The 21,186-nt window shown below is 72.0% G+C and carries 18 protein-coding genes and 2 pseudogenes; 4 read left to right on the top strand and 16 right to left on the bottom strand.

Translation table 11 applies throughout. The annotated features are described in order from the left end of the window. From secD to pgsA, 13 genes are all read right to left on the bottom strand, one after another. A complete protein-coding gene (gene secD, locus ABZ990_RS27180; protein ID WP_361236837.1) occupies positions 1 to 1,797 on the bottom strand; it encodes a protein translocase subunit SecD in 1,797 nt (598 codons plus the stop codon). A 149-nt stretch (positions 1,798 to 1,946) separates the two neighbouring features. Next, on the bottom strand, positions 1,947 to 2,390 hold the full coding sequence (gene yajC / locus ABZ990_RS27175; protein ID WP_361236894.1) for a preprotein translocase subunit YajC: 444 nt from the start codon (positions 2,388 to 2,390) through the stop codon (positions 1,947 to 1,949). A 293-nt stretch (positions 2,391 to 2,683) separates the two neighbouring features. Further along, a complete protein-coding gene (gene ruvB / locus ABZ990_RS27170; RefSeq protein ID WP_361236834.1) occupies positions 2,684 to 3,724 on the bottom strand; it encodes a Holliday junction branch migration DNA helicase RuvB in 1,041 nt (346 codons plus the stop codon). A 44-nt stretch (positions 3,725 to 3,768) separates the two neighbouring features. Continuing rightward, a complete protein-coding gene (gene ruvA, locus ABZ990_RS27165) occupies positions 3,769 to 4,401 on the bottom strand; it encodes a Holliday junction branch migration protein RuvA (RefSeq protein WP_361236831.1) in 633 nt (210 codons plus the stop codon). Continuing rightward, complete coding sequence (ruvC, locus tag ABZ990_RS27160) at positions 4,398 to 4,988, bottom strand: crossover junction endodeoxyribonuclease RuvC (RefSeq protein WP_361236828.1); 591 nt, start codon at positions 4,986 to 4,988, stop codon at positions 4,398 to 4,400. Before ruvC ends, ruvA begins: the two co-directional genes overlap by 4 nt. A gap of 141 nt (positions 4,989 to 5,129) precedes the next feature. Then, positions 5,130 to 5,882 (bottom strand): YebC/PmpR family DNA-binding transcriptional regulator, encoded by a 753-nt coding sequence (locus tag ABZ990_RS27155; protein ID WP_361236826.1) that lies wholly within the window; start codon positions 5,880 to 5,882, stop codon positions 5,130 to 5,132. 63 nt (positions 5,883 to 5,945) lie between these two features. Further along, on the bottom strand, positions 5,946 to 6,557 hold the full coding sequence (gene pdxT / locus ABZ990_RS27150; protein ID WP_361236823.1) for a pyridoxal 5'-phosphate synthase glutaminase subunit PdxT: 612 nt from the start codon (positions 6,555 to 6,557) through the stop codon (positions 5,946 to 5,948). A 6-nt stretch (positions 6,558 to 6,563) separates the two neighbouring features. Next, complete coding sequence (gene pdxS / locus ABZ990_RS27145; protein WP_361236820.1) at positions 6,564 to 7,478, bottom strand: pyridoxal 5'-phosphate synthase lyase subunit PdxS; 915 nt, start codon at positions 7,476 to 7,478, stop codon at positions 6,564 to 6,566. Between the two features lie 269 nt (positions 7,479 to 7,747). Further along, positions 7,748 to 8,290: a hypothetical protein gene (locus ABZ990_RS27140; RefSeq protein WP_361236817.1), complete on the bottom strand. Its 543-nt coding sequence runs from the start codon at positions 8,288 to 8,290 to the stop codon at positions 7,748 to 7,750. 11 nt (positions 8,291 to 8,301) lie between these two features. After that, positions 8,302 to 8,967 (bottom strand): N-acyl homoserine lactonase family protein, encoded by a 666-nt coding sequence (locus tag ABZ990_RS27135; RefSeq protein ID WP_361236815.1) that lies wholly within the window; start codon positions 8,965 to 8,967, stop codon positions 8,302 to 8,304. A 227-nt stretch (positions 8,968 to 9,194) separates the two neighbouring features. Beyond that, on the bottom strand, positions 9,195 to 10,352 hold the full coding sequence (locus ABZ990_RS27130; protein ID WP_361236812.1) for a glycosyltransferase family 4 protein: 1,158 nt from the start codon (positions 10,350 to 10,352) through the stop codon (positions 9,195 to 9,197). Beyond that, positions 10,349 to 11,254 carry a phosphatidylinositol mannoside acyltransferase gene (locus ABZ990_RS27125; RefSeq protein WP_361236809.1) on the bottom strand — a complete coding sequence of 302 codons (906 nt, stop codon included), beginning with the start codon at positions 11,252 to 11,254 and terminating at the stop codon, positions 10,349 to 10,351. The genes ABZ990_RS27130 and ABZ990_RS27125 overlap by 4 nt, the downstream gene beginning before the upstream one ends. Further along, a complete protein-coding gene (gene pgsA, locus ABZ990_RS27120; protein ID WP_361236806.1) occupies positions 11,251 to 11,919 on the bottom strand; it encodes a phosphatidylinositol phosphate synthase in 669 nt (222 codons plus the stop codon). Before pgsA ends, ABZ990_RS27125 begins: the two co-directional genes overlap by 4 nt. Positions 11,920 to 12,257: 338 nt before the next feature. On the opposite strand from pgsA, the gene ABZ990_RS27115 reads away from it, so the two are divergent. Both ABZ990_RS27115 and ABZ990_RS27110 read left to right on the top strand, forming a co-directional pair. Continuing rightward, on the top strand, positions 12,258 to 14,510 hold the full coding sequence (locus tag ABZ990_RS27115; protein WP_361236803.1) for an elongation factor G-like protein EF-G2: 2,253 nt from the start codon (positions 12,258 to 12,260) through the stop codon (positions 14,508 to 14,510). 198 nt (positions 14,511 to 14,708) lie between these two features. Continuing rightward, on the top strand, positions 14,709 to 16,364 hold the full coding sequence (locus tag ABZ990_RS27110; RefSeq protein WP_361236800.1) for a hypothetical protein: 1,656 nt from the start codon (positions 14,709 to 14,711) through the stop codon (positions 16,362 to 16,364). A 131-nt stretch (positions 16,365 to 16,495) separates the two neighbouring features. On the opposite strand, the gene ABZ990_RS27105 is transcribed toward ABZ990_RS27110, so the two are convergent. Then, the gene (locus ABZ990_RS27105; protein WP_361236797.1) at positions 16,496 to 17,062 is read right to left on the bottom strand and encodes an HIT domain-containing protein; all 567 of its coding nucleotides are present in this window, start codon (positions 17,060 to 17,062) and stop codon (positions 16,496 to 16,498) included. A gap of 65 nt (positions 17,063 to 17,127) precedes the next feature. Here ABZ990_RS27105 and ABZ990_RS27100 point away from each other — a divergent pair, with 65 nt between their 5' ends. After that, entirely contained in the window at positions 17,128 to 17,787 is a 660-nt protein-coding gene (locus ABZ990_RS27100) for a potassium channel family protein (RefSeq protein WP_361236794.1), read from the top strand. Positions 17,788 to 17,913: 126 nt separating this feature from the next. Here ABZ990_RS27100 and thrS read toward each other — a convergent pair whose 3' ends face one another. Further along, entirely contained in the window at positions 17,914 to 19,890 is a 1,977-nt protein-coding gene (gene thrS, locus ABZ990_RS27095; RefSeq protein WP_361236791.1) for a threonine--tRNA ligase, read from the bottom strand. Between the two features lie 209 nt (positions 19,891 to 20,099). Beyond that, positions 20,100 to 21,095 (bottom strand): annotated as a pseudogene (locus ABZ990_RS27090) (hypothetical protein); the annotation flags it as partial. Between ABZ990_RS27090 and ABZ990_RS27085 the strand changes: the two are divergent. Further along, a pseudogene (locus ABZ990_RS27085) lies at positions 21,093 to 21,186 on the top strand (hypothetical protein); the annotation flags it as partial. The pseudogenes ABZ990_RS27090 and ABZ990_RS27085 sit on opposite strands and share 3 nt — an antisense overlap.

Here is a 21,186-nt window from a genome sequence, read left to right as displayed (position 1 = left end):
TCACGCCTCCTTCGGTTCGGCGGGGGCGGACGTGCGGCGGGAGCGGCGCAGCGGCGGCGTGGCGCCGAGACGCTTGGGGTCCAGGCCGGACCACGGGTGGCCGTTGCCGAAGAACTTCGTGCGGGCCAGCAGGGTCATCACCGGCTTGGTGAAGAGGAAGACCACGACGATGTCGAGCAGGGTGGTCAGGCCGAGCGTGAACGCGAAGCCCTGGACCTTGCCGACGGTGACGATGAAGAGCACCGCGGCGGCGAGGAACGACACGAAGTCGGAGACCAGGATGGTACGCCGGGCCCTCGGCCAGGCACGCTCGACGGCCGGACGCAGAGTGCGGCCCTCACGGATCTCGTCGCGGATGCGTTCGAAGTAGACGATGAACGAGTCGGCGGTGATACCGATGGCGACGATGGCGCCACAGACGGCCGGCAGGTTCAGCGCGAAGCCGATGGCCGGGCCGAGCAGGGCCATGAGCACATAGGTCAGCAGGGCCGAGACGCCGAGGCTGAGGAGCGCGATGAACGACAGGCCGCGGTAGTAGACCACCAGGTAGAGGATGACCAGGCCGAGACCGATGGCACCGGCGATGAGACCGGCCTGCAGCTGGTCGCTGCCGAGGGCGGCGGTGACGGTGTCGACGCTCTGGGTCACGAAGGAGAGCGGCAGGGCACCGTACGACAGGATGTTGCCGAGGTCCTGGGCGGACTGCTGGGTGAAGCTGCCGGAGATCTGCGCGTTGGCGCTCAGCGTGGTCTGGACGCGGGGCGCCGAGACGACCTCGCCGTCGAGGACGATCGCGAACTGGTTCTGCGGCTCGGCCTGCTGCGAGAGCTTGCCGGTGATCTTCTGGAACTTCTTGGAGCCGGCGTTCGTGAACTGCATGTCCACGATCCACTGGCCGTTCTGCGGGTCGAACGAGGCGCGGGCCTTGCCGACGTCCTTGCCGTCGACCTCGGCGGGGCCGAGGAGGTACTTCTCCCACATGCCGCCGTTCTCGCCACAGGCGACGGCCGGCTCCTCGGGCTTGACGCCCTGGCCGGCGGCGCTGCGCTGCTTGGGGTCGAGGCAGTCGAGCGCCGCGAACTTCTGCTGGAGCGCGGCGATGGCCGGGTCGACGGGCTGGGCCGGCGGAGTGGTCTCCTTCGCCGCGCCGGACGCGGAGGCGGAGGCGCTCGCCGTCGGGCTCGGGGCCTTCAGGCCCTCGGTGACGGCGCGGCCCTGCGGAGCGGTGGTCGCGGTCGGGGAAGCGGACTTCCCGTCCTTGCCGCCCTTGTCGTCCGTGGCGGTCTCGTCACCCTTGTCGCCCTTGTCGGCGGGGGTGCCGGAGGCGGCCGGCGCCTTCGGCGTGGCGGATCCGTTCGGCTTGGCGCTCGGGTCCGCGGGCGGCTGGGCGGCGGCGACGGTCAGGACCGGCCGGAAGTACAGCTGGGCGGTGGTACCGACCTGCTCGCGAGCCTGCTTCTCGTTCGTCCCCTTGGGGATGTTGACGATGATGTTCTCGCGGCCCTGGGTCTGGACCTCGGCCTCGGAGACGCCGAGCCCGTTGACACGGCGCTCGATGATGCCGACCGCCGTGTTCATGTTGGACTCGTTGACGGCGGACTCCTGGCCGGGCTCCGCCTTGGCCTTGAGCGTGATCGACGTGCCGCCGGCGAGGTCGATGCCCAGACGCGGGGTGGTGTGCCCCGACCAGAACATGCCGCCGGTGAGCGCGACCATGGCGATCAGAATGAACGCCAGGGCGCGGCCCGGCCGGCTCTGGCCCCCCGCCGGCCTTCGGCCCTTCTTCGGTGCTGCCACCTGTCGTTTCTCCCTGTCCGAACCGCCCCGCGCCACACGGCCGGGGACGGCCACGAAGTGTGTATGGGGACTCGCCCCCGCAGACGTGAGACCACCGCGGGAGCCGCGCGCCCCCCGGGAGGGGGACCGCGCGGCTCCCGCGCGTTGACTTACTTGGCTTCGGTCTCGCCGTCCGTCTTGGCGTCCTTGTCGCCCTCGGCAGCGCCGGTCTTCTTGGTGAGGTCGGCCTTGGGCTCGCCCGCGGCCTCCTCGGAGGTCTCGGCGTCCTGGCCGGCGGCCTCGGTCAGCGAGGACACGTCGTCCGGGACGACGGTGTCGGGCTCGTCACCGTGCACGATGCGGTTGTACTCCGCGTCGTCGAGGACGGCGCCGATCGAGTTCTTCGCGTAGACGGCGTGGACGCCGGGCGCGACCTCCAGGAGGACGGTCTCGTCGCCGATCTCCTTGACCGTGGCGTACATCCCCCCGATCGTGCGTACGCCGGTGCCGGGCTGCATCTGGTTGCGCATCTCCACCGCCTGCGCCTGCTTCTTCTTGGCAGAGCGGGTCATGAGGAACATGGCCCCGATGAGCACGATGAACGGGAGGAGCATGCCGATGTTAGTCACGGGACGGAATTCCTTCGCAAGGCCGTGGAGAACTCCGCGGCCTGATTCGGGGGTGGGTGCGCCGACCATAAGGGCGGCATCGGCGGAGTCTAGGCGAGTCCGCAGCATTGGAACAACGTCCAGCATCGCATTCCGGTTCCCTAACGGGCGAGTCTCCGCGCCGTCGCGCCCCGAAGAGCCCCGGTTGTCCGGCCAGCCGATTCCCGGTGGTGAGGCGGCCTCCCGCGGCCTCGGCCGGGTCCGGAAAAATCTTGTCCGGCCGCCGGGCGGGAGCGGCGCTATTTTCCGGACACGGCCTCCGGCGGGAGCATGCCGAGGTGGTCCCAGGCCGCCGGAGTGGCGACCCGGCCACGGGGCGTACGGGCGAGCAGTCCCTCCCGTACGAGGAAGGGCTCGGCGACCTCCTCGACGGTCTCGCGCTCCTCACCTACCGCGACGGCGAGGGTCGACAGTCCGACCGGGCCGCCGCCGAAGAGCTTCAGCAGGGCCGTGAGGACGGCGCGGTCGAGCCGGTCGAGGCCGCGGCTGTCGACCTCGTACACCCCGAGCGCGGCGGCGGCGATCTCGCGGGTGATCTCTCCGTCGGCCCTGACCTGGGCGTAGTCGCGCACCCGGCGCAGCAGCCGGTTGGCGATCCGGGGGGTGCCGCGCGAACGGCCGGCGATCTCGGCCGCGCCCGCCGCGTCCATGACGACGTCGAGGAGTCCGGCGGAGCGGCACACCACGCGCTCCAGCTCGTGCGGCTCGTAGAACTCCATGTGGGCGGTGAAGCCGAAGCGGTCGCGCAGCGGCGGCGGCAGCAGGCCGGCCCGGGTGGTGGCGCCGACCAGGGTGAAGGGCGGCAGGTCCAGCGGGATGGCGGTGGCGCCGGGGCCCTTGCCGACGATGACGTCGACGCGGAAGTCCTCCATCGCCATGTAGAGCATCTCCTCGGCGGGCCGGGACATCCGGTGGATCTCGTCGAGGAAGAGGATCTCGCCCTCCTGGAGGGAGGACAGGATCGCGGCGAGATCGCCGGCGTGCTGGATGGCGGGGCCGCTGGTGATCCTGATCGGGGCGTTCATCTCGGCCGCGATGATCATGGAGAGCGTGGTCTTGCCCAGGCCGGGGGCGCCGGAGAGCAGCACATGGTCGGCGGTGGCGCCGCGCTGGCGGGCCGCTCTGAGGACGAGATCGAGCTGCTGGCGGACCTTCTCCTGGCCGACGAACTCGGCGAGGTCCTTGGGGCGCAGCGCCGCCTCGACGGCCTGGTCGTCGCTCTCCGCGGAGGCCGCGACGATCCGCTCCTCGGCGGCGGCCGTCTCGTCGTCCCAGTTCACGGTGGTGGTTGCCTTTTCGCTCGTACGGGGAGGGGGCGGCCGGGTCAGCGGGCGCGGTTGAGGGTCTGGAGGGCGGCGCGCAGCAGCTGCGGGACGGGCGCGGAGCCGGTCTCGGCGAGCGCCGCCTCGGCCTGCGGGGTGACGGCGGCGACGGCCTCCTCGGCCTCCCGGCTCGCGTAGCCGAGGCCGACGAGCGCGGCGGAGAGCTGTTCGGTCCAGGGGGCGGGGCCCGTCGCGACCGGCGGCCGCTGTCCGACCAGGCCACTGGCGCCGAGCGGCGCGCCGAGCTTGTCCTTCAGTTCGAGCAGCAGCTTCTGGGCGCCCTTCTTGCCGATGCCGGGGACCGCGGTGAGCGCCTTCTCGTCGCCGGTGGAGACGGCGAGCCGCAGGGCGTCGGGGCTGTGCACGCCGAGCATGGCCTGGGCGAGCCGGGGGCCGACGCCGCTGGCGGTCTGGAGCAGTTCGAAGACCTGGCGCTCGTCGTCGTCGGCGAAGCCGTACAGGGTCAGCGAGTCCTCGCGGACGACCAGGGAGGTGGCGAGGCGGGCGGGCTCGCCGACGCGGAGGGCCGCGAGGGTGTTCGGGGTGCACTGGACGGCCATGCCCACACCGCCGACCTCGACGACGGCGGTCGTGGGGGCGAGGGCGGCCACCGGGCCGCTGACGAAGGCGATCATGACGTGCGGCCTTTCGGGGTGTGCGGGGCGACGGCCCGCTGGAGACGGTTCTGCGCCGCCACGGCCTGCTGGAGGCGGCTTTGCGCTGCCACGGCCTGTTGCAGGCGGTTGGTGGCCGGGGCGCGCCAGATGTGGCAGATGGCGAGGGCGAGGGCGTCGGCGGCGTCGGCCGGCTTGGGCGGGGCGGAGAGCCGGAGCAGCCGGGTGACCATGGCACCGACCTGGGCCTTGTCGGCCCGGCCGCTGCCGGTGACCGCAGCCTTGACCTCGCTCGGTGTGTGCAGGGCGACGGGCAGTCCGCGGCGGCTCGCGCACAGCATGGCGACGGCGCTGGCCTGGGCGGTGCCCATCACCGTCCGTACGTTGTGCTGGCTGAACACCCGCTCCACGGCGACCAGTTCGGGATCGAAGCGGTCGATCCACTCCTCGATGCCGCGCTCGATCTCGACGAGCCGTGGACCGACATCGGCGTCCGCGGGGGTGCGGACGACACCGACGCCGAGCATGGTCAGCGGGCGTCCGGCGACGCCTTCGACGACACCGACACCGCACCGGGTCAGACCCGGGTCCACCCCGAGGACGCGCACGCCCGCCCCTCCCTGATCTCCAGCCGATCGCAAGTCTGTTTGTGCAGGCTATCCGCTGCCACTGACAACGCCGGACAAAGCAGTGGGCCGACGGGTGTGTCCCGTCGGCCCGCTGCCGGAAATGCCGTGATCAGCGCCCGATCAGGCGTCGACCTTCGCCATGACCTCGTCGCTGACGTCGAAGTTGGCGTAGACGTTCTGCACGTCGTCGCTGTCCTCGAGGGCGTCGATCAGCTTGAACATCTTGCGCGCGCCCTCTTCGTCGAGCTCGACCTGCATGGTCGGGACGAAGCTGGACTCGGCCGAGTCGTAGTCGATGCCCGCCGCCTGGAGCGCGCTGCGGACCGCGACCAGGTCGGTGGACTCGCTGAGGACCTCGAACTGCTCGCCGAGGTCGTTGACCTCCTCGGCGCCCGCGTCCAGGACGGTCTCGAGGACGTCGTCCTCGCTCAGCTCGCCCTTGGGGAGCACGACGACGCCCTTGCGGTTGAACAGGTACGAGACCGAGCCCGGGTCGGCCATGGAGCCGCCGTTGCGGGTCATGGCGACGCGCACGTCGGAGGCGGCACGGTTGCGGTTGTCGGTGAGGCACTCGATGAGCACCGCGACACCGTTCGGGCCGTAACCCTCGTACATGATCGTGTCGTAGTCGACGCCGCCGGCCTCGAGACCGCCGCCGCGCTTGATCGCGGAGTCGATGTTCTTGTTCGGGACCGACGACTTCTTCGCCTTCTGGACGGCGTCGAACAGCGTCGGGTTGCCCTCCAGGTCGGCGCCGCCGGTGCGGGCCGCGACCTCGATGTTCTTGATCAGCTTCGCGAAGAGCTTGCCGCGCTTGGCGTCGATCACGGCCTTCTTGTGCTTCGTCGTAGCCCATTTAGAGTGGCCGGACATCTGCCTGTCTCCTTCGCGTAACCAATTTTCTGCACGAACCCGAGAGATCCTACCGGGATCGCGTCACCGTTCCGCGCGCACCATGTCCACGAACAGCGCGTGAATCCGGTGATCGCCGGTGAGTTCGGGGTGGAAGGAGGTCGCGAGGGCCCTGCCCTGGCGTACGGCCACGATGTGACCGCCGTGCTCGGCGAGCACCTCCGCCTCCGCGCCGACGGACTCCACCCAGGGCGCACGGATGAAGACGCCCTCCACGGGGCTTTCTATTCCGCGCACCGCGACGGCCGCCTCGAAGGACTCGTTCTGCCGCCCGAAGGCGTTGCGGCGCACGATCATGTCGATGCCGCCGAAGGTCTCCTGGCCCGAGCGCGGGTCGAGGATCTTGTCGGCGAGCATGATCAGCCCGGCACAGGTGCCGTACACCGGCATGCCGGCGGCGATCCGCTCGCGGACCGGCTCCAGCAGGCCGAACAGCGCGGCCAGCTTGGAGATGGTGGTGGACTCGCCGCCCGGGATCACCAGGCCGTCGACCTCGGCCAGCTCTTCGGGGCGCCTGACGGGCCTGGCCACGGCGTCCGCCGCGGCCAGGGCGATCAGGTGCTCCCGTACGTCGCCCTGGAGAGCGAGCACTCCGATGACGGGGGTCGCGGAGTCGGAACCGACGGGAGTGGTCATGGGTGCTTACCAGCCCCGGTTCGCGTAGCGCTCGGACTCGGGCAGGGTGTCGCAGTTGATGCCGACCATGGCCTCGCCCAGGTTGCGGGAGGCGTCCGCGACGATCTTCGGGTCGTCGTAGAAGGTGGTGGCCTTCACGATGGCGGCGGCGCGCTTGGCCGGGTCGCCGGACTTGAAGATGCCGGAGCCGACGAAGACGCCCTCGGCGCCGAGCTGGCGCATCAGCGCGGCGTCGGCCGGGGTGGCCACACCGCCGGCGGAGAACAGCACGACCGGCAGCTTGCCGAGCTCGGCGACCTCCTTGACCAGCTCGTAGGGGGCGCGCAGGTCCTTGGCGGCGGCGAACAGCTCGTTGTTGTCGAAGCCGCGCAGCCGGGCGATCTCGTTCTTGATCTGGCGCAGGTGGCGGACGGCCTCGACGACGTTGCCGGTGCCGGCCTCGCCCTTGGAGCGGATCATGGCCGCGCCCTCGGCGATCCGGCGCAGGGCCTCGCCCAGGTTGGTGGCGCCGCAGACGAAGGGGGTGGTGAAGGCCCACTTGTCGGAGTGGTTGACCTCGTCGGCCGGGGTGAGGACCTCGGACTCGTCGATGTAGTCGACGCCGAGCGACTGCAGCACCTGGGCCTCGACGAAGTGGCCGATGCGGGACTTGGCCATGACCGGGATGGAGACGGCGTCGATGATGCCCTCGATCATGTCCGGGTCGGACATCCGGGCCACGCCGCCGTCCTTGCGGATGTCGGCCGGGACCCGCTCCAGGGCCATGACGGCCACGGCGCCCGCGTCCTCGGCGATCTTCGCCTGCTCGGGCGTGACGACGTCCATGATCACGCCGCCCTTGAGCTGCTCGGCCATGCCGCGCTTGACGCGGGCGGTGCCGGTCTCGGGGGACTGGGTGGTGGCGGAAGGCGTGGTGGACACGGGGTACCTCACTCGTTCACAGCGGGTTAAGACAAGAGTGAGGAAACAGGCCACGAGCAGTCCACATCAAGGGCCAATGTGGACCCAGTGGATCATTTTCCGTGGGATGGGGCAGGCCACCTGGTCCGGGGCGGATTCGGGACGGGGCGGGACCTCGTTCGGGATGGGGCCGGGACCGCGCTCGGGACGGGATCGGGACGGGTCGGGACCGCGCTCGGGGCGGGATCGGACCTGGCTGAGCCCGCGCTCGGAACGGCTCGGGACCGGGCTCAGGCCGGGCGGTCGGCGAGCGCGACGGGCGGTTCGTCGTCCATCTCGAAGGCCATCGGGAACGGGGCGTGGCCGGCCAGCCGGAACCAGCGGACCTTGCGGTGGCGGCGCAGGGCGCGGGCGGCCCGTACCGCGTCGTTGTGGAACCGCCGGGCCATCGGCACCCGCCGTACGGCCGCCGCGAGCTCCCCCGCCGCCTCCTCGCCGCCGGGCGCCCCGCGGACCACCTCGACCTGCTCGGGCTCCCCGAAGACCGCCCGCAGCGCCTGGCTCAGCTCGCTCTCGGCGACCTCGCGCTGCTCCTCCTCGGCCTGCCGGGCGGCGTGCGCCGCCTCGTAGAGCACGATCGACGCGGCCGGGTCGAGCACCCCGGAGGTGGCCAGCTCCTGGGCGACCGAGGCGCGGCGCAGCAATTGCGCGTCGAGCGCGGCGCGGGCGGCGTCGATACGGGTGTGGAGCCGGTCGAGCCGTCCGGCGGTCCAGCTCAGGTAGACGCCGACGAGGATCAGTGCGGCTACGGTCCAGATCAGGGTTGCGGTCACGGGCGCACAGGCTACCGGGGTGCCGGCAGCACCCCTTCCCAAAGGTCGCGGTCATGGGCGAACAGGACACGCGCGGGCCGCCCGGCGGCGAGTGCGCCGAGCCGCGCGAACCAGGCGCGGTACGGGTCACGGAGCACGTGCGCCGGGTCGCACGCGGCCCGGAACTCGTGCGCGAAGTCGTACGCCTGCCCGGCGAGCACGGTCACCCTCTCCCCGTGGTCGAGCACGAGCGACTGGTGCCCCGCGGTGTGCCCCGGGGTGGGGACGACGAGGACGCCGGGCGCGATCGCGTGCTCGCCGTCGATCTCCTGCCAGCGGACGTCGGGGAGCAGGCTGTCGAGGGTGTGGCCGCCGGCGCGGGCGAGGGCGAGTTCGGTGCGCTGGACGAGGGCGGGGACACCGGGGAAGCGCTGGTTCGCGCCGATGTGGTCGAAGTGGAGATGGCAGTTGACGACGAGATCGACCTCGGCCGGGCCCACGGTCAGGGGCCGGCGCACGGGCCGGTAGTGCGCGTCGGTCCCGGGCGATCCCTCGCCCATGCCGGTGTCGAAGAGCACGGTGCCGCCGGGGTGGCGGACGAGGTACGCGAGAACGGGTTCCCGGCGGTCGTACGGGCCGCCCCACTCGGCGGCGGGCCGGGTGAAGTGGCCGAGGTCGAGGCAGGTGGTCGAGATCATGCGGGCAGCCTGCCCGGCGCGCGGCCGGGCACACCGCCGATCGGCGCGATCACCGCGATCCGTGCGACGAGGGCGCCCGCGCGGCTCCGCCTCGCCCGGTGGCGCGGCTTCCCCGGCCGGTCTCCCCCGGCCCGGTCGCGTACGCCCCGGGCGCGGACCGTCCCACGATCCGCGCGCCCCGAAAGCCCCGGGAGCCGCCCCGGAAGCCCCGGAAGCCCCGGTTGCGCCTACAGCCCCAGCCGGGCCCGCAGACCGCCGCCCGCGCGTTCGTCCGTGGCCACGGAGGCCGCGCCGTCGGTGACGGTCTCGTAGACGGCGAGGATGTCCGCGCCGACCGTCGACCAGTCGAAGCGCCGGACGTGCGCCGATCCGCGTGCGCGCAGTTCGGCGCGGCGCCGCTCGTCGCCGAGCAGGCGCACGGCGTGCTTGGCGAGGTCGTCGGCGTCCTCGTTGGCGAAGAGTTCGCCGGCCGCGCCCTGGTCGAGGACCTGGGCGAAGGCGTCGATGTCGGCGGCGAGGACGGGCGCGCCGGCGGACAGGGCCTCGACCAGGATGATGCCGAAGCTCTCGCCGCCCGTGTTGGGCGCGACGTACACGTCGACGCTGCGCAGCAGCCGGGCCTTGTCCTCGTCGCTGACCATGCCGAGGAACTCCACCCGCGCCCGCATCTCGGGCGGGAGCGAGGCGACCGCCTCCTCCTCGTCACCGCGGCCGGCCACCAGGAGCCGGGTGTCGGGCCGCTCGGCGAGGATCTTCGGCAGCGCCCGCATCAGCACCGGCAGGCCCTTGCGGGGCTCGTCGATGCGGCCGATGAAACCGAGCGTGCCGCCCTGCCACTCCTTGCGGGGCTCGGCCCGCGCGAAGAAGTCGACGTCGACGCCGTTGGGGATGACGACGGCGTCGCCGCCCAGGTGCTCGACGAGGGTGCGGCGCGCGTACTCGCTGACGGCGATCCGCGCGCTGATCTTCTCCAGGGCGGGCTGGAGGATCGGATACGCGGCGATCATGGCCCGCGAGCGCGGGTTGGAGGTGTGGAAGGTGGCCACGATCGGCCCCTGCGCCGCCCAGCAGGTCAGAAGCCCGAGCGAGGGCGAGGTCGGCTCGTGGATGTGGACGACGTCGAAGGCGTTGTCGTGCAGCCAGCGCCGGACCCGGGCGGCGGACAGGAAGCCGAAGTTGAGGCGGGCGACGGAGCCGTTGTACGGCACGGGCACGGCGCGGCCCGCGGAGACGGCGTACGGCGGCAGCGGTGTGTCCTCGTCGGCGGGGGCGAGGACGGAGACCTCGTGACCGAGCCGGATCAGGTGCTCGGCGAGGTCGCGGATGTGGAACTGGACGCCGCCCGGCACGTCCCACGAGTACGGGCAGACGATCCCGATCTTCACGCGGTCCGCTCCTCCAGGTCGGCCAGCCACAGCCGCTGGAGCATATGCCAGTCCTCCGGGTGGTCGGCGATGCCCTCGGCGAAGACGTCGGCGAGGGCCTGGGTCATGAGGGACGTCTTCTCGGTGCGGTTGCCCGACTCGGGCACCTCGATCGGCGCGTGCACCCGGCCGCGCATGACGTCGGTGTCGTCGTACCAGAGCGTCACGGGCAGCAGCAGGGCGCCGGTCTGCTGGGCGAGTATCGCGGGCCCGGCGGGCATCCGCGCGCGCTCGCCGAAGAACGACACCTCGACGCCCGAGGCCGACAGGTCGCGGTCGGCGACGAGGCAGACCAGGCCGCCGGCCCGCAGCCGGCGGGCCAGGGTGCCGAAGGCGGAGCCGCCGGTGTGCGGCAGCACCTCCATGCCCAGGGACTCGCGGTAGGCGACGAACCGGTCGAACAGGGTCTCGGGCTTGAGCCGCTCGGCGACGGTGGTGAACGGGACGCCGAGCGCCCGGGTGACCCAGACGCCCGCGAGGTCCCAGTTGGCCATGTGCGGCAGCGCCAGGACGACGCCGCGCCCGGTGGCGAGCCCCTCCGTCAGGTGGTGGACGTCCTTGGGGTCGAAGCTGTTCGCCGCCCGTTCCTTGCTCCAGGTGGGCAGCCGGAAGGACTCCATCCAGTAGCGCATGTACGAGCGCATGCCCGCCCGCGACAGCTCCTGGAGGCGTTCGGGGGTCGGATCCGGCACCACGCGCGCGAGGTTCGACTCCAGACGCAGCACGCTCTTGCCGCGCCGTTTCCAGACGGAGTCGGCTATCCGCCGGCCGAGGCCGCGGGCCACCGGCTCGGGCAGTTTCTTGACGGTCGCCCAGCCGAGGCCGTACAGCCCGTCGCTCAGCCGGTCCTTGAAACCGCTCATGTCGCCGTCCCGCTCCCCCCGGAGGCGGCGGCCTTCGCCTGCGCCTCCGCCGATTCCCTGCGCACCGTCACGACACGCTGCCCCAGGGTCACCGCCGAGCCGGCGGCGACGATCCACAGCGCGATCGGCAGCAGCACCTGCACGCCCGGCACGCCGAACGCGTGCAGTCCGGCGAGACCGGCCGCGACCAGTGAGATCACCAGGCGCTCGGCGCGCTCGACGAGGCCGTTGACGGCGACCGGCAGGCCGATCGACTCGCCGCGCGCCTTGGTGTACGACACCACCTGGCCGCTGGCCAGGCAGAAGATCGCCACGGCGCACAGGACGTTGTCGTCTCCCTTGCCCGCGTACCAGAGCGCGAAACCGCCGAAGATCGCCCCGTCGGCGACCCGGTCCAGGGTCGAGTCGAGGAAGGCGCCCCAGGGGCTGGAGGTCCCGGCCTGCCGGGCCATGTTGCCGTCGACGAGGTCGGAGAAGACGAACAGCGTGATGACGATCGTTCCCCAGAAGAATTCTCCGCGGGGGAAGAAGACCAGCGCGCCGGCCACCACTCCGGCGGTGCCGATCAGCGTGACCGTGTCGGGGCTGACGCCCCGGCGGAGCAGAAACGCGGCGAACGGTGTGAGGACACGCGTAAAAAACGCACGCGCGTACTTGTTCAGCATGGCCTTCCCGAGGTTCGGTGGGCCGCGCGGCCCCAATGACCACCGGCTCACCCATCGTAGCCACGCGGGTCCGCGCGGGAGCGGCGGCACCCGTGGTCCGCGTCGCGGGAGGCCGCCGGAGCGTGTCGCGCCCCGCTCCGGTGGCCTCGACAGACGGGTCCCCGCGCACGACGTATGGACGCACCGTGACGGCGGTGCGAAGCTCGAAGGACGACCGCGGGCGCCTTCGGAGCCGCACGCGACGACGGGCGGCCCCATGCCGCCGCTGCCCCGCCGCTCCCCCGCGCCCGCGCCGCCACCTCACCGTGCGGGACGCGCGAGCAGTCGGGAGGAACATCATGGGCGACAAGGCGAACACTCGCTCCGGAGCCGCCGGCAGGGCACCGACGGCCGACCGGCCCTCGGATGTACGGAACGTGGTGCTGGTCGGCCACAGCGGATCGGGCAAGACGACCCTCGTGGAGGCCCTGGCGCAGACCGCGGGCGCGGTGGGCCGGGCCGGGCGGGTCGAGGACGGCGGGACGGTCTCCGACTACGACGAGATCGAGCGGCGCGGCGGGCGGTCGGTCCAGCTCTCGCTCGTCCCGGTCGAGTGGGGCGGCTGCAAGATCAATCTGCTGGACACCCCGGGATACGCCGACTTCGTCGGGGAGCTCCGGGCCGGTCTGCGCGCGGCGGACGCGGCCCTCTTCGTCGTCTCGGCCGCGCAGGAGGCCGACGCGGTCGCGGGCTCCACGCGCGCGGTGTGGGAGGAGTGCGCGGCGGTCGGGATGCCCCGCGCGATCGTCGTCACCCATCTGGACACGGCCCGTACGGACTACGCCGGGCTCACCGGGGTACTGGCGACGCTCTTCGGCGGCGACGACCCCGACGCCGTACTGCCGCTGTATCTGCCCGTGCTCGGCCCCGAGGGCGCCGACGGGCACGCCCCGGCCACCGGGCTCGTGGGGCTGCTCACGGAGCGGATCTTCGACTACGCGGCGGGGGCGCGGCGGGAGGACCCGCCCGACGAGGCGCAGCGGCCGGTGATCGCCGAGGCCCGGGCCCGGCTCATCGAGGGGATCATCGCCGAGAGCGAGGACGAGACCCTGATGGACCGCTATCTGGGCGGCGAGGAGATCGACGTCGGGACGCTGGTGGACGATCTGGAGAAGGCCGTCGCGCGGGGCACCTTCCATCCGGTGCTCGCGGCGGCTCCGGCGGCGGACGGCGGCAGCCAGGGGCTCGGCACGGTGGAGCTGCTCGATCTGATCACCCGCGGCTTTCCCACGCCCCTGGAGCGGACCGCGCCGGCCGTCGCCGCGCCCGGGGGCCCGGCGGGTCCGACGGTGGTGTGCGATCCGGACGGGCCGCTGGTGGCCGAGGTCGTGAAGACCTCCTCGGACCCGTATGTGGGACGGCTTTCACTCGTCCGGGTGTTCTCCGGCACGCTGCGGCCCGACGAGACGGTGCACGTGTCGGGGCACGGTCTGACCGATCCGGGGCACGGGAACGGGCACGGTCGCGGGAACGGGAACGGAAACGGAAACGGGGAACTCCACGACGCGGAGGAGCGGATCGGCGCGCTGACCTCGCCGTTCGGCAAGCAGCAGCGGCCCCTGACGCAGTGCGTGGCCGGCGATCTGGCCTGTGTGGCCAAACTGGGCCGGGCGGAGACCGGCGACACCCTCTCGGCGAAGGACGCGCCCTTGCTGATGGAGCCTTGGCATATGCCGGAACCTCTGCTGCCCGTGGCCATAGAGGCGCACGGGAAGGCCGACGAGGACCGGCTGTCACAGGGTCTCGCGCGGCTCGTCGCGGAGGATCCGACGATGCGGCTCGAACAGAACCAGGACACCCGTCAGGTGGTGCTCTGGTGCCTGGGCGAGGCGCACGCCGACGTGGCCCTGGAGCGGCTGCGCGGGCGGTACGGGGTGCGGGTCGACACCGTGCCGCACAAGGTGGCGCTGCGCGAGACCTTCGGGGCCGCCGCGGCCGGGCGGGGCCGGCTGGTGAAGCAGTCGGGCGGGCACGGGCAGTACGCGATCTGCGAGATCGACGTGGAGCCGCTGCCGGCGGGCAGCGGGATCGAGTTCGTCGACAAGGTGGTCGGCGGCGCCGTTCCACGCTCGTTCATCCCGTCCGTGGAGAAGGGCGTACGGGCACAGGCGGCGCGCGGGGTGGCGGCCGGTCATCCGCTGGTGGACGTCCGGGTCACCCTGCGCGACGGCAAGGCCCACTCGGTGGACTCCTCCGACGCGGCGTTCCAGGCGGCGGGCGCGCTCGCCCTGCGGGAGGCGGCGGCGGAGGTCCCGGTCCGCCTCCTGGAGCCGGTGGCGGAGCTGTCGGTGCTGATCCCGGACGAGTACGTGGGCGCGGTGATGAGCGATCTGTCCGGGCGGCGCGGGCGGGTGGTCGGCACCGAGCAGTCGGGGCAGGGCCGGACCGTGGTGCGCGCGGAGGTGCCGGAGATCGAGATCGGACGGTACGCGATCGATCTGCGGTCGGTCTCGCACGGCACCGGGAGCTTCGACCGGGTGTACGTACGGCACGAGCCGATGCCCCCTCAGGTCGCCGACCGGGTCCGCGAGAAGGCCGGGAACACCGCCTGACCGGCGGGCCTTTCACTCCCGCCGGTCACCGTCGCCGTCCGCCCGGCTCCGCTCCGGCGGACGGCATCCGGCCGTCCCGTACCAGTCCGCGGCACATGCGGTGACGCATCACGTGTCGCCCGGTTACGCTGTGGTGCCCAGCTCAGAAGGTGTGCGGGGCGCGGCAGTTGGGAAACAGCCCGCACAGGAACCGCGGCGATGGGGGCGGCAGTGACGATCGGCAGTTTCGGACCCGGGGCGCAGATCCCTCTCCAGGGCTCGGACGCGGGAACGGCGGCGACCTATGCTCTCGCCACCGCCGCGTACCGCGACAGCCCGGTCGAGGCGATCCTGGACGCCAACAACGACTGGCACAAGTCGACGGTCAAGACCGGCAAGTGGCCCAAGCTCTTCCGGCCGGACCTCGGCGAGGCGTTCTCGCGCGCCGTCCAGGTCCGGATGCTCGGCGGCGCGCGCAACGCGCTCATCCAGTCCTTCGGCGCCGACCCCCGGCCGGTCGTCGAGCACTGTCTGGCGGCCTCCGGCATCCGCAAGCAGCGCGACATCAAACTCACCCTGGTCACGGTGGTGTGCGGGGTGCTGTTCCTGCCCGGGCTGCTGCTCTGGCTCGGGGTGATCTATCTCCGCCGACTGGCCGCGGGCTCCGAGAACAAGCGCAACAGCGCCGTCGGCACCGCCCTGTTGGTGATCGCCGGGCTGTTCGCCGCGATCGTCCTCGTCAAGCTGCCCTGGGACGGGCTGCTGACGAACTATCTGCGCGCCATGATCGTGGCCCCGGTCGTCGGCTGGTTCCTGGCCCGGCGGATCTGCGAGAACACCGCCGTCGTGCTGCGCGAGCGCTGGACGGCCCTGCTGAGCGGCGGCATCGGGGCGTCCGTCCCCGAGGCCGTGGCGAAGGACCCGACCGACAAGGCCGCCCAGGAGCTCCAGGCCAACCTGAACAAGGTGTCCGCCGAGCAGCAGTCCAACGTCGCCTTCTACGCGGGCCCCAAGGGCATCCTGGGCATGGGCACCCGCTGGGGCAGCTGGGTCATGGCCGAGGAGCTGGTACCCGTCGCCGGCAAGGAGATCCACGACTTCCGGGCCTGGGACATCATCCGCCGGATCCACACCGAGCTGACCCTGCTCGAACGCGGCGCGCTGAAGACCGGCTTCCCCAAGCCGACCGTCAAGCACTGGATCGTGTCACCGGTCGGCGAGGGCGCCGGCGAGGTCTCGCGACCCTCGGGCGACAACATCGTCAACTACGAGGTGAAGCCGCACGAGATCCAGCGCATCTGCAACGACCAGCAGTTCGGCGCCGGGAACCGGCACTACCTGGGCGTGCAGTTCACCCTGTGGGACGGCCAGCTGGTGCTCACGATGATGGTGACCGTGACCTCGCTCCACCACACGCTGCGCGTCGAGGTCACCGGCCACGCCCTCGGCCCGGTCCACGGGTTCTTCGGCTCGAAGCCGTCGGGGAAGAGCAAGACGGTCTCCAAGACCGTCCGGTTCTGGGAGACCCGCGAGATCAAGCTGCCGCTGACCGACACCGACGAGGTGGTGCGCCAGGCGGTGCGCGCCCCGCTCACCTGGTTCCCGCCGATCCTGGAGTTCGCCGGCGGCAAGCTCGTGCTGCCCGAGCCGTTCGGGCTGCGGCACGCCTGGGCGGGCCAGCCCTGGCGGAACCGCTTCATGGCCGACGACGCCCTGCGGATGGCCACCCCGGTGCTGCGCGCGGTGCACGCCGCGACGATCAAGGCGCTCGACGAGCACAACGTGGACACCTCCCGCTTCACCTCGCGCTCGCTCGGCCTCGGCGGCGGCGTCCAGGAGGCGAGCCCGAAGAAGGCCGACCTGTACGACGCGTAGGGGCGCGCCGGAGCCCTCCGGGACGCCCCGGGGAGCGGCCGCCATACCCCGCCGGACGCGCCAGTGCCCCCGTACCGCGGAATCATCGCGGTACGGGGGCACTGGCATATGCCCGAATGCCGAGTGCGGGCTCAGGCTCCCGCGGTGGGCCAGGCGTCGGCGAGCATCTTCCGGGTGTCGGCGAGCAGCTGCGGCAGCACCTTGGTGTGGCCGACCACCGGCATGAAGTTGGTGTCCCCGCCCCAGCGCGGCACCACGTGCTGGTGCAGGTGCGCGGCGATCCCGGCGCCCGCGACGGAGCCCTGGTTCATACCGATGTTGAACCCGTGCGCGCCGGACGCGGTCCGCAGCGCCGTCATCGCCCGCTGGGTGAACGCGGCCAGCTCGGCCGTCTCGGCCGCGTCCAGCTCGGTGTAGTCGGCGACGTGGCGGTACGGGACCACCATCAGGTGCCCGCCGTTGTACGGGTACAGGTTCAGCACCGCGTACACGCTGGTGCCACGCGCGATCACCAGCCCGTCCTCGTCCGACTTCGACGGGATCACGCAGAACGGACAGCCGTCGCCGGCGTCCGGTCCGCTGGGCTTGTTCTCGCCCTGGATGTACGCCATCCGGTGGGGCGTCCACAGGCGCTGGAAAGCGTCCGGCGTCCCCACTCCGATCTGCTGTTCCGGCTCAGTCGTCATGCCGTGCAGCATATTGCGTCGCCCGTTCGGAACGTGTCGCCGGGGCGAAGGAGAACAGGCCGGGCCATCCTGATCCGGTGAGCGACAGGCCGCCGGAGCCGCCCCGGCAGGAACGCTGGGAACGCCGGATGACGATCCCCCTGGCGGTGGCCTCCGTCGTCTTCCTCGCCGGATACTCGGTGCGCGTCCTCGCCCACGACCGCATCGGCCGGGGCTGGCTGAACCTCTGCCTGGGGATCGTCCTCGGCGCCTGGGCCTTCTTCGTCGCCGACTACGCGGTCCGCGTCCGGCTGAGCGGCCTCGGCCCGCTCCGCTTCGTCCGCCGCCATCTGCTCGACACCGTCATCGTGGTGCTGCCGCTGCTGCGCCCGCTGAGCGTGGTCAGCGTGTACGACCGGGTGCAGCGCCGCTACGACAAGCCGCGGCTCACCCTCTACGCGCGCGTGATGGCGTACGCGAGCCTCACGGCCACCCTGCTGGGCTACACCAGCGCACTCACCGTCTACTTCCTGGAGCACGACGCGCCCGGCGCGACCATCCGCACCTTCGGCGACGCGGTGTGGTGGGCCGCCGCGACCCTGGCGACGGTCGGCTACGGCGACGTGACCCCGGTGACCCCGCTGGGCCGGACCACCGCGGTGGGCCTGATGGCCTGCGGGCTCGCGCTGCTCGGGGCGGTGACGGGCTCGTTCTCGTCGTGGCTGATCCAGGTCTTCCGGCGGGAGGACGAGCGCTGAGCGCTCCGGGGCCGGGCCGAAGCGAAACGGGCAGGAAGGAAGCGGGCGGGAAGGAAGCGGGCGAGGCCCCGGGAAGCGGGTGCTTCCCAGGGCCTCGCGAACCGCCTCGGCCGGTGCCGGGGAGGGTCAGACCTGGACGCGGTCCTCGACGATCTTGGCGATCTTGGCGATGGCCTCGTCGCGCGGAACGCCGTTCTCCTGCGAACCGTCTCGGTAGCGGAAGGAGACCGTGCCCGCGTTCATGTCGTCGTCACCGACGATGATCATGAACGGCACCTTCTGCTTCTGGTGCGTACGGATCTTCTTCTGCATACGGTCCGAGGAGGCGTCCACCTCGACCCGCAGGCCCTTCTTCTTCGCGTCGGCGGCGAACTCCCGCAGGTAGTCCACGTGCGCGTCGCCGATCGGGATGCCGACCGCCTGCACGGGGGCCAGCCACGGCGGCATCGCGCCCGCGTAGTGCTCCAGGAGCACCGCGAAGAAGCGCTCGATCGAGCCGAACAGGGCACGGTGGATCATGACCGGCCGCTGGCGCGAGCCGTCCGCCGCCGTGTACTCGAGGTCGAAGCGCTCCGGCAGGTTGAAGTCCAGCTGCACGGTCGACATCTGCCAGGTACGGCCGATGGCGTCGCGCGCCTGCACCGAGATCTTCGGGCCGTAGAAGGCGGCGCCGCCCGGGTCGGGGGTGAGCGGCAGGCCCTGCTTCTCGGCGACCTGCTGGAGGACCGCGGTGGCCTCCTCCCACACCTCGTCGGAGCCGACGTACTTCTCCGGGTCCTTGGTGGACAGCTCCAGGTAGAAGTCGTCCAGACCGTAGTCGCGCAGCAGGTTCAGGACGAAGGTGAGCGTCTTGTCGAGCTCGTCCGCCATCTGCTCGCGGGTGCAGTAGATGTGCGCGTCGTCCTGCGTGAAGCCGCGGGCACGGGTCAGGCCGTGCACGACGCCCGACTTCTCGTACCGGTACACGGTGCCGAACTCGAACAGACGCAGCGGCAGCTCACGGTACGAACGCCCGCGCGCGTCGAAGATCAGGTTGTGCATCGGGCAGTTCATGGGCTTGAGGTAGTAGTCCACGCCCTCGTCGAGCTGCATGGGGGGGTACATGCCCTCGGCGTACCAGTCCAGGTGGCCCGACTTCTCGAACAGCTTGCCCTTGGTGGCGTGCGGCGAGTAGACGAACTCGTAGCCCTCCTCCTCGTGCCGGCGGCGCGAGTAGTCCTCCATCGCCCGGCGGATGACGCCGCCCTTGGGGTGGAAGACCGCCAGACCCGAACCGATCTCGTCCGGGATGGAGAACAGGTCGAGCTCGTTGCCGAGCTTGCGGTGGTCGCGCTTCTCGGCCTCGGCGAGGAAGTCGAGGTGGGCCTTCAGCTCGTCCTTCGACGGCCACGCGGTGCCGTAGATGCGCTGGAGCATCGGGTTCTTCTCGCTGCCGCGCCAGTAGGCGGCCGCGTTGCGCATCAGCTTGAACGCCGGGATGTTGCGGGTCGTGGGCAGGTGCGGACCGCGGCAGAGGTCCTTCCAGCACAGCTCGCCGGTCTTGGCGTCCAGGTTGTCGTAGATCGTCAGCTCGCCGCCGCCGACCTCGACGTTCGCACCGTCGTCGGTCGACGCGGCGCCCTTGATGCCGATGAGCTCCAGCTTGTACGGCTCGTCGGCCAGCTCCTCGCGGGCGGCCTCGTCCGTCACGACACGGCGGGCGAACCGCTGGCCGCGCTTCTGGATCTCCTGCATCTTCTTCTCGATGGCCTTGAGATCCTCGGGCGTGAAGGGCTTCTCCACGTCGAAGTCGTAGTAGAAGCCGTCCCGGACCGGCGGGCCGATGCCCAGCTTGGCCTCCGGGTACAGCTCCTGCACGGCCTGCGCCATGACGTGCGCGGTGGAGTGGCGCAGGATGTTCAGGCCGTCCTCGGACGAGATCTCCACGCCCTCGACGACGTCGCCGTCGGCGAGCTCGTACGACAGGTCCTTCAGCTCGCCCGCGACACGGGCGGCGATCACGGTGCGGTCGTCGGCGAACAGGGCGCCGGCCGTGGTGCCCGCGCTCACCGTCCTCTCCTCGGGCCCGGAGGCGGACGGGACGGTCACACGGACTTCAGACACAGATGCTCCATACATTAGGGCGCGGGCAGACACGAGGTGCCGGCGCCGGTGGCGCGCGGCAGAGACGAGGTGCCGCGCGGGTACGAGTCTATCGGGGCCGGGGGTACGGGGTCGCGCCGTGGGGCGGGGCGGGCCGCGCGGGCACGGCCCGGGCCCCCGAAACCTCAGCCCCCTCGCACCCCTCCCCCTCAGTACCTCGGCTCTCTCCCTCAGTCCCCTTCCGTGAAAAAGTCCGGGGCGTCCTGGAAGGACTGCAGCGATTTCATCAGGCGGTCGCGTTCCGCCTCGTCGACGTGGACCGGGGCGACCGCGCTCGCGTCCGTGAGGCGGCGGAAGCCGCCGCGGCTTTCGAGGCGGCCGACGACCCGGATCGGGAGGCCGGTGAGGTGGGCGTGGCCGGCGGTGCGGTAGCCGTCCTCGTCGAGGGTGACGCGGACATGGCCGACCTCGGCGCCGGACAGGACGCGCAGCCGGACGGTGCCTTCGCCGTGCGGGCCGGAGCGGCGCATGCGGACGACGGTGCCGGTGATCCGTACGGGTACGGAGGGTTCGCCGGCCAGGTAGCGGGCGCCGGCGGCGCGCAGGGCGGGCAGGTCGCCCGGGGAGAACTCGACGGGTTCGGGGCGGGCGGCACAGCCTTCGGGGGTGCCGGCGGCCGGGGACCAGGCGAGGGCGATGCCGGCGCCTTCGGTGCCGCGGACCAGGGCGACCAGCGCGTCGGTGAGTTCGCGGCTCACGCCGGCCTCGACGGCGGTGTCGAAGGCGTCCATGTTCCCGGTGGCCCGCTGGTAGTCGATGGCCTCGCGGGTGGCGGACAGGGCGTGGTGGAGCCGTACGGAGACGGCCCGGCCGGTGTCGACGGGCAGGAAGGCGGTGAGGCCCCGGCCGCCGGGCGCGGCGCCGACGACGACGGACGCGAGGGCCGTCTGGGCCTGCCGCCGGTGCCGGGAGCCGTGGTAGCCGGTGCGGGCGCGGACGGCGAGGGCGCCGGCGAGCAGTACGGCGCGGGCGGCGGACCTGAGCTGTTCCTGGACCGGCCAGGGCACGGCTCCGGCCGGTCCCGGGGGGACGTCGCGCCACCAGCGGATCTCGTCGCTGGGGACGGTGAGGCCGGTGAGGACGTCGCGGGCGGAGGGCACGGCGCTGCGGGCGAGCGCGGTGAGGGCTTCGCCGAGCAGGTCGTCGGCGTCGGGGAAGGCGCGGCTCAGGGTTCGGTCCTCACCAACAAGTACGCCGAGGGCTACCCGGGCCGCCGCTACTACGGCGGCTGCGAGTACGTCGACGTCGCCGAGCAGA

Source organism: Streptomyces sp. NPDC046203 (assembly GCF_040646255.1).
In the GTDB taxonomy this organism is placed as follows: domain Bacteria; phylum Actinomycetota; class Actinomycetes; order Streptomycetales; family Streptomycetaceae; genus Streptomyces.
The sequence above is the reverse complement of the archived record's forward strand: the minus strand, read 5'-3'. Positions and strand labels throughout refer to the sequence as shown.

What these genes read in the sequence shown, in the direction of transcription:
- yajC (WP_361236894.1), bottom strand. Translation starts at nt 2,390, where the DNA reads ATGCTCCTCCCGTTCATCGTGCTCATCGGGGCCATGTTCCTCATGACC.
- pdxT (WP_361236823.1), bottom strand. Translation starts at nt 6,557, where the DNA reads ATGACCACTCCCGTCGGTTCCGACTCCGCGACCCCCGTCATCGGAGTG.
- pgsA (WP_361236806.1), bottom strand. Translation starts at nt 11,919, where the DNA reads ATGCTGAACAAGTACGCGCGTGCGTTTTTTACGCGTGTCCTCACACCG.
- ABZ990_RS27105 (WP_361236797.1), bottom strand. Translation starts at nt 17,062, where the DNA reads ATGCTGCACGGCATGACGACTGAGCCGGAACAGCAGATCGGAGTGGGG.
- ABZ990_RS27125 (WP_361236809.1), bottom strand. Translation starts at nt 11,254, where the DNA reads ATGAGCGGTTTCAAGGACCGGCTGAGCGACGGGCTGTACGGCCTCGGC.
- ABZ990_RS27155 (WP_361236826.1), bottom strand. Translation starts at nt 5,882, where the DNA reads ATGTCCGGCCACTCTAAATGGGCTACGACGAAGCACAAGAAGGCCGTG.
- ABZ990_RS27135 (WP_361236815.1), bottom strand. Translation starts at nt 8,967, where the DNA reads ATGATCTCGACCACCTGCCTCGACCTCGGCCACTTCACCCGGCCCGCC.
- ruvA (WP_361236831.1), bottom strand. Translation starts at nt 4,401, where the DNA reads ATGATCGCCTTCGTCAGCGGCCCGGTGGCCGCCCTCGCCCCCACGACC.
- ABZ990_RS27110 (WP_361236800.1), top strand. Translation starts at nt 14,709, where the DNA reads ATGGGGGCGGCAGTGACGATCGGCAGTTTCGGACCCGGGGCGCAGATC.
- ABZ990_RS27115 (WP_361236803.1), top strand. Translation starts at nt 12,258, where the DNA reads ATGGGCGACAAGGCGAACACTCGCTCCGGAGCCGCCGGCAGGGCACCG.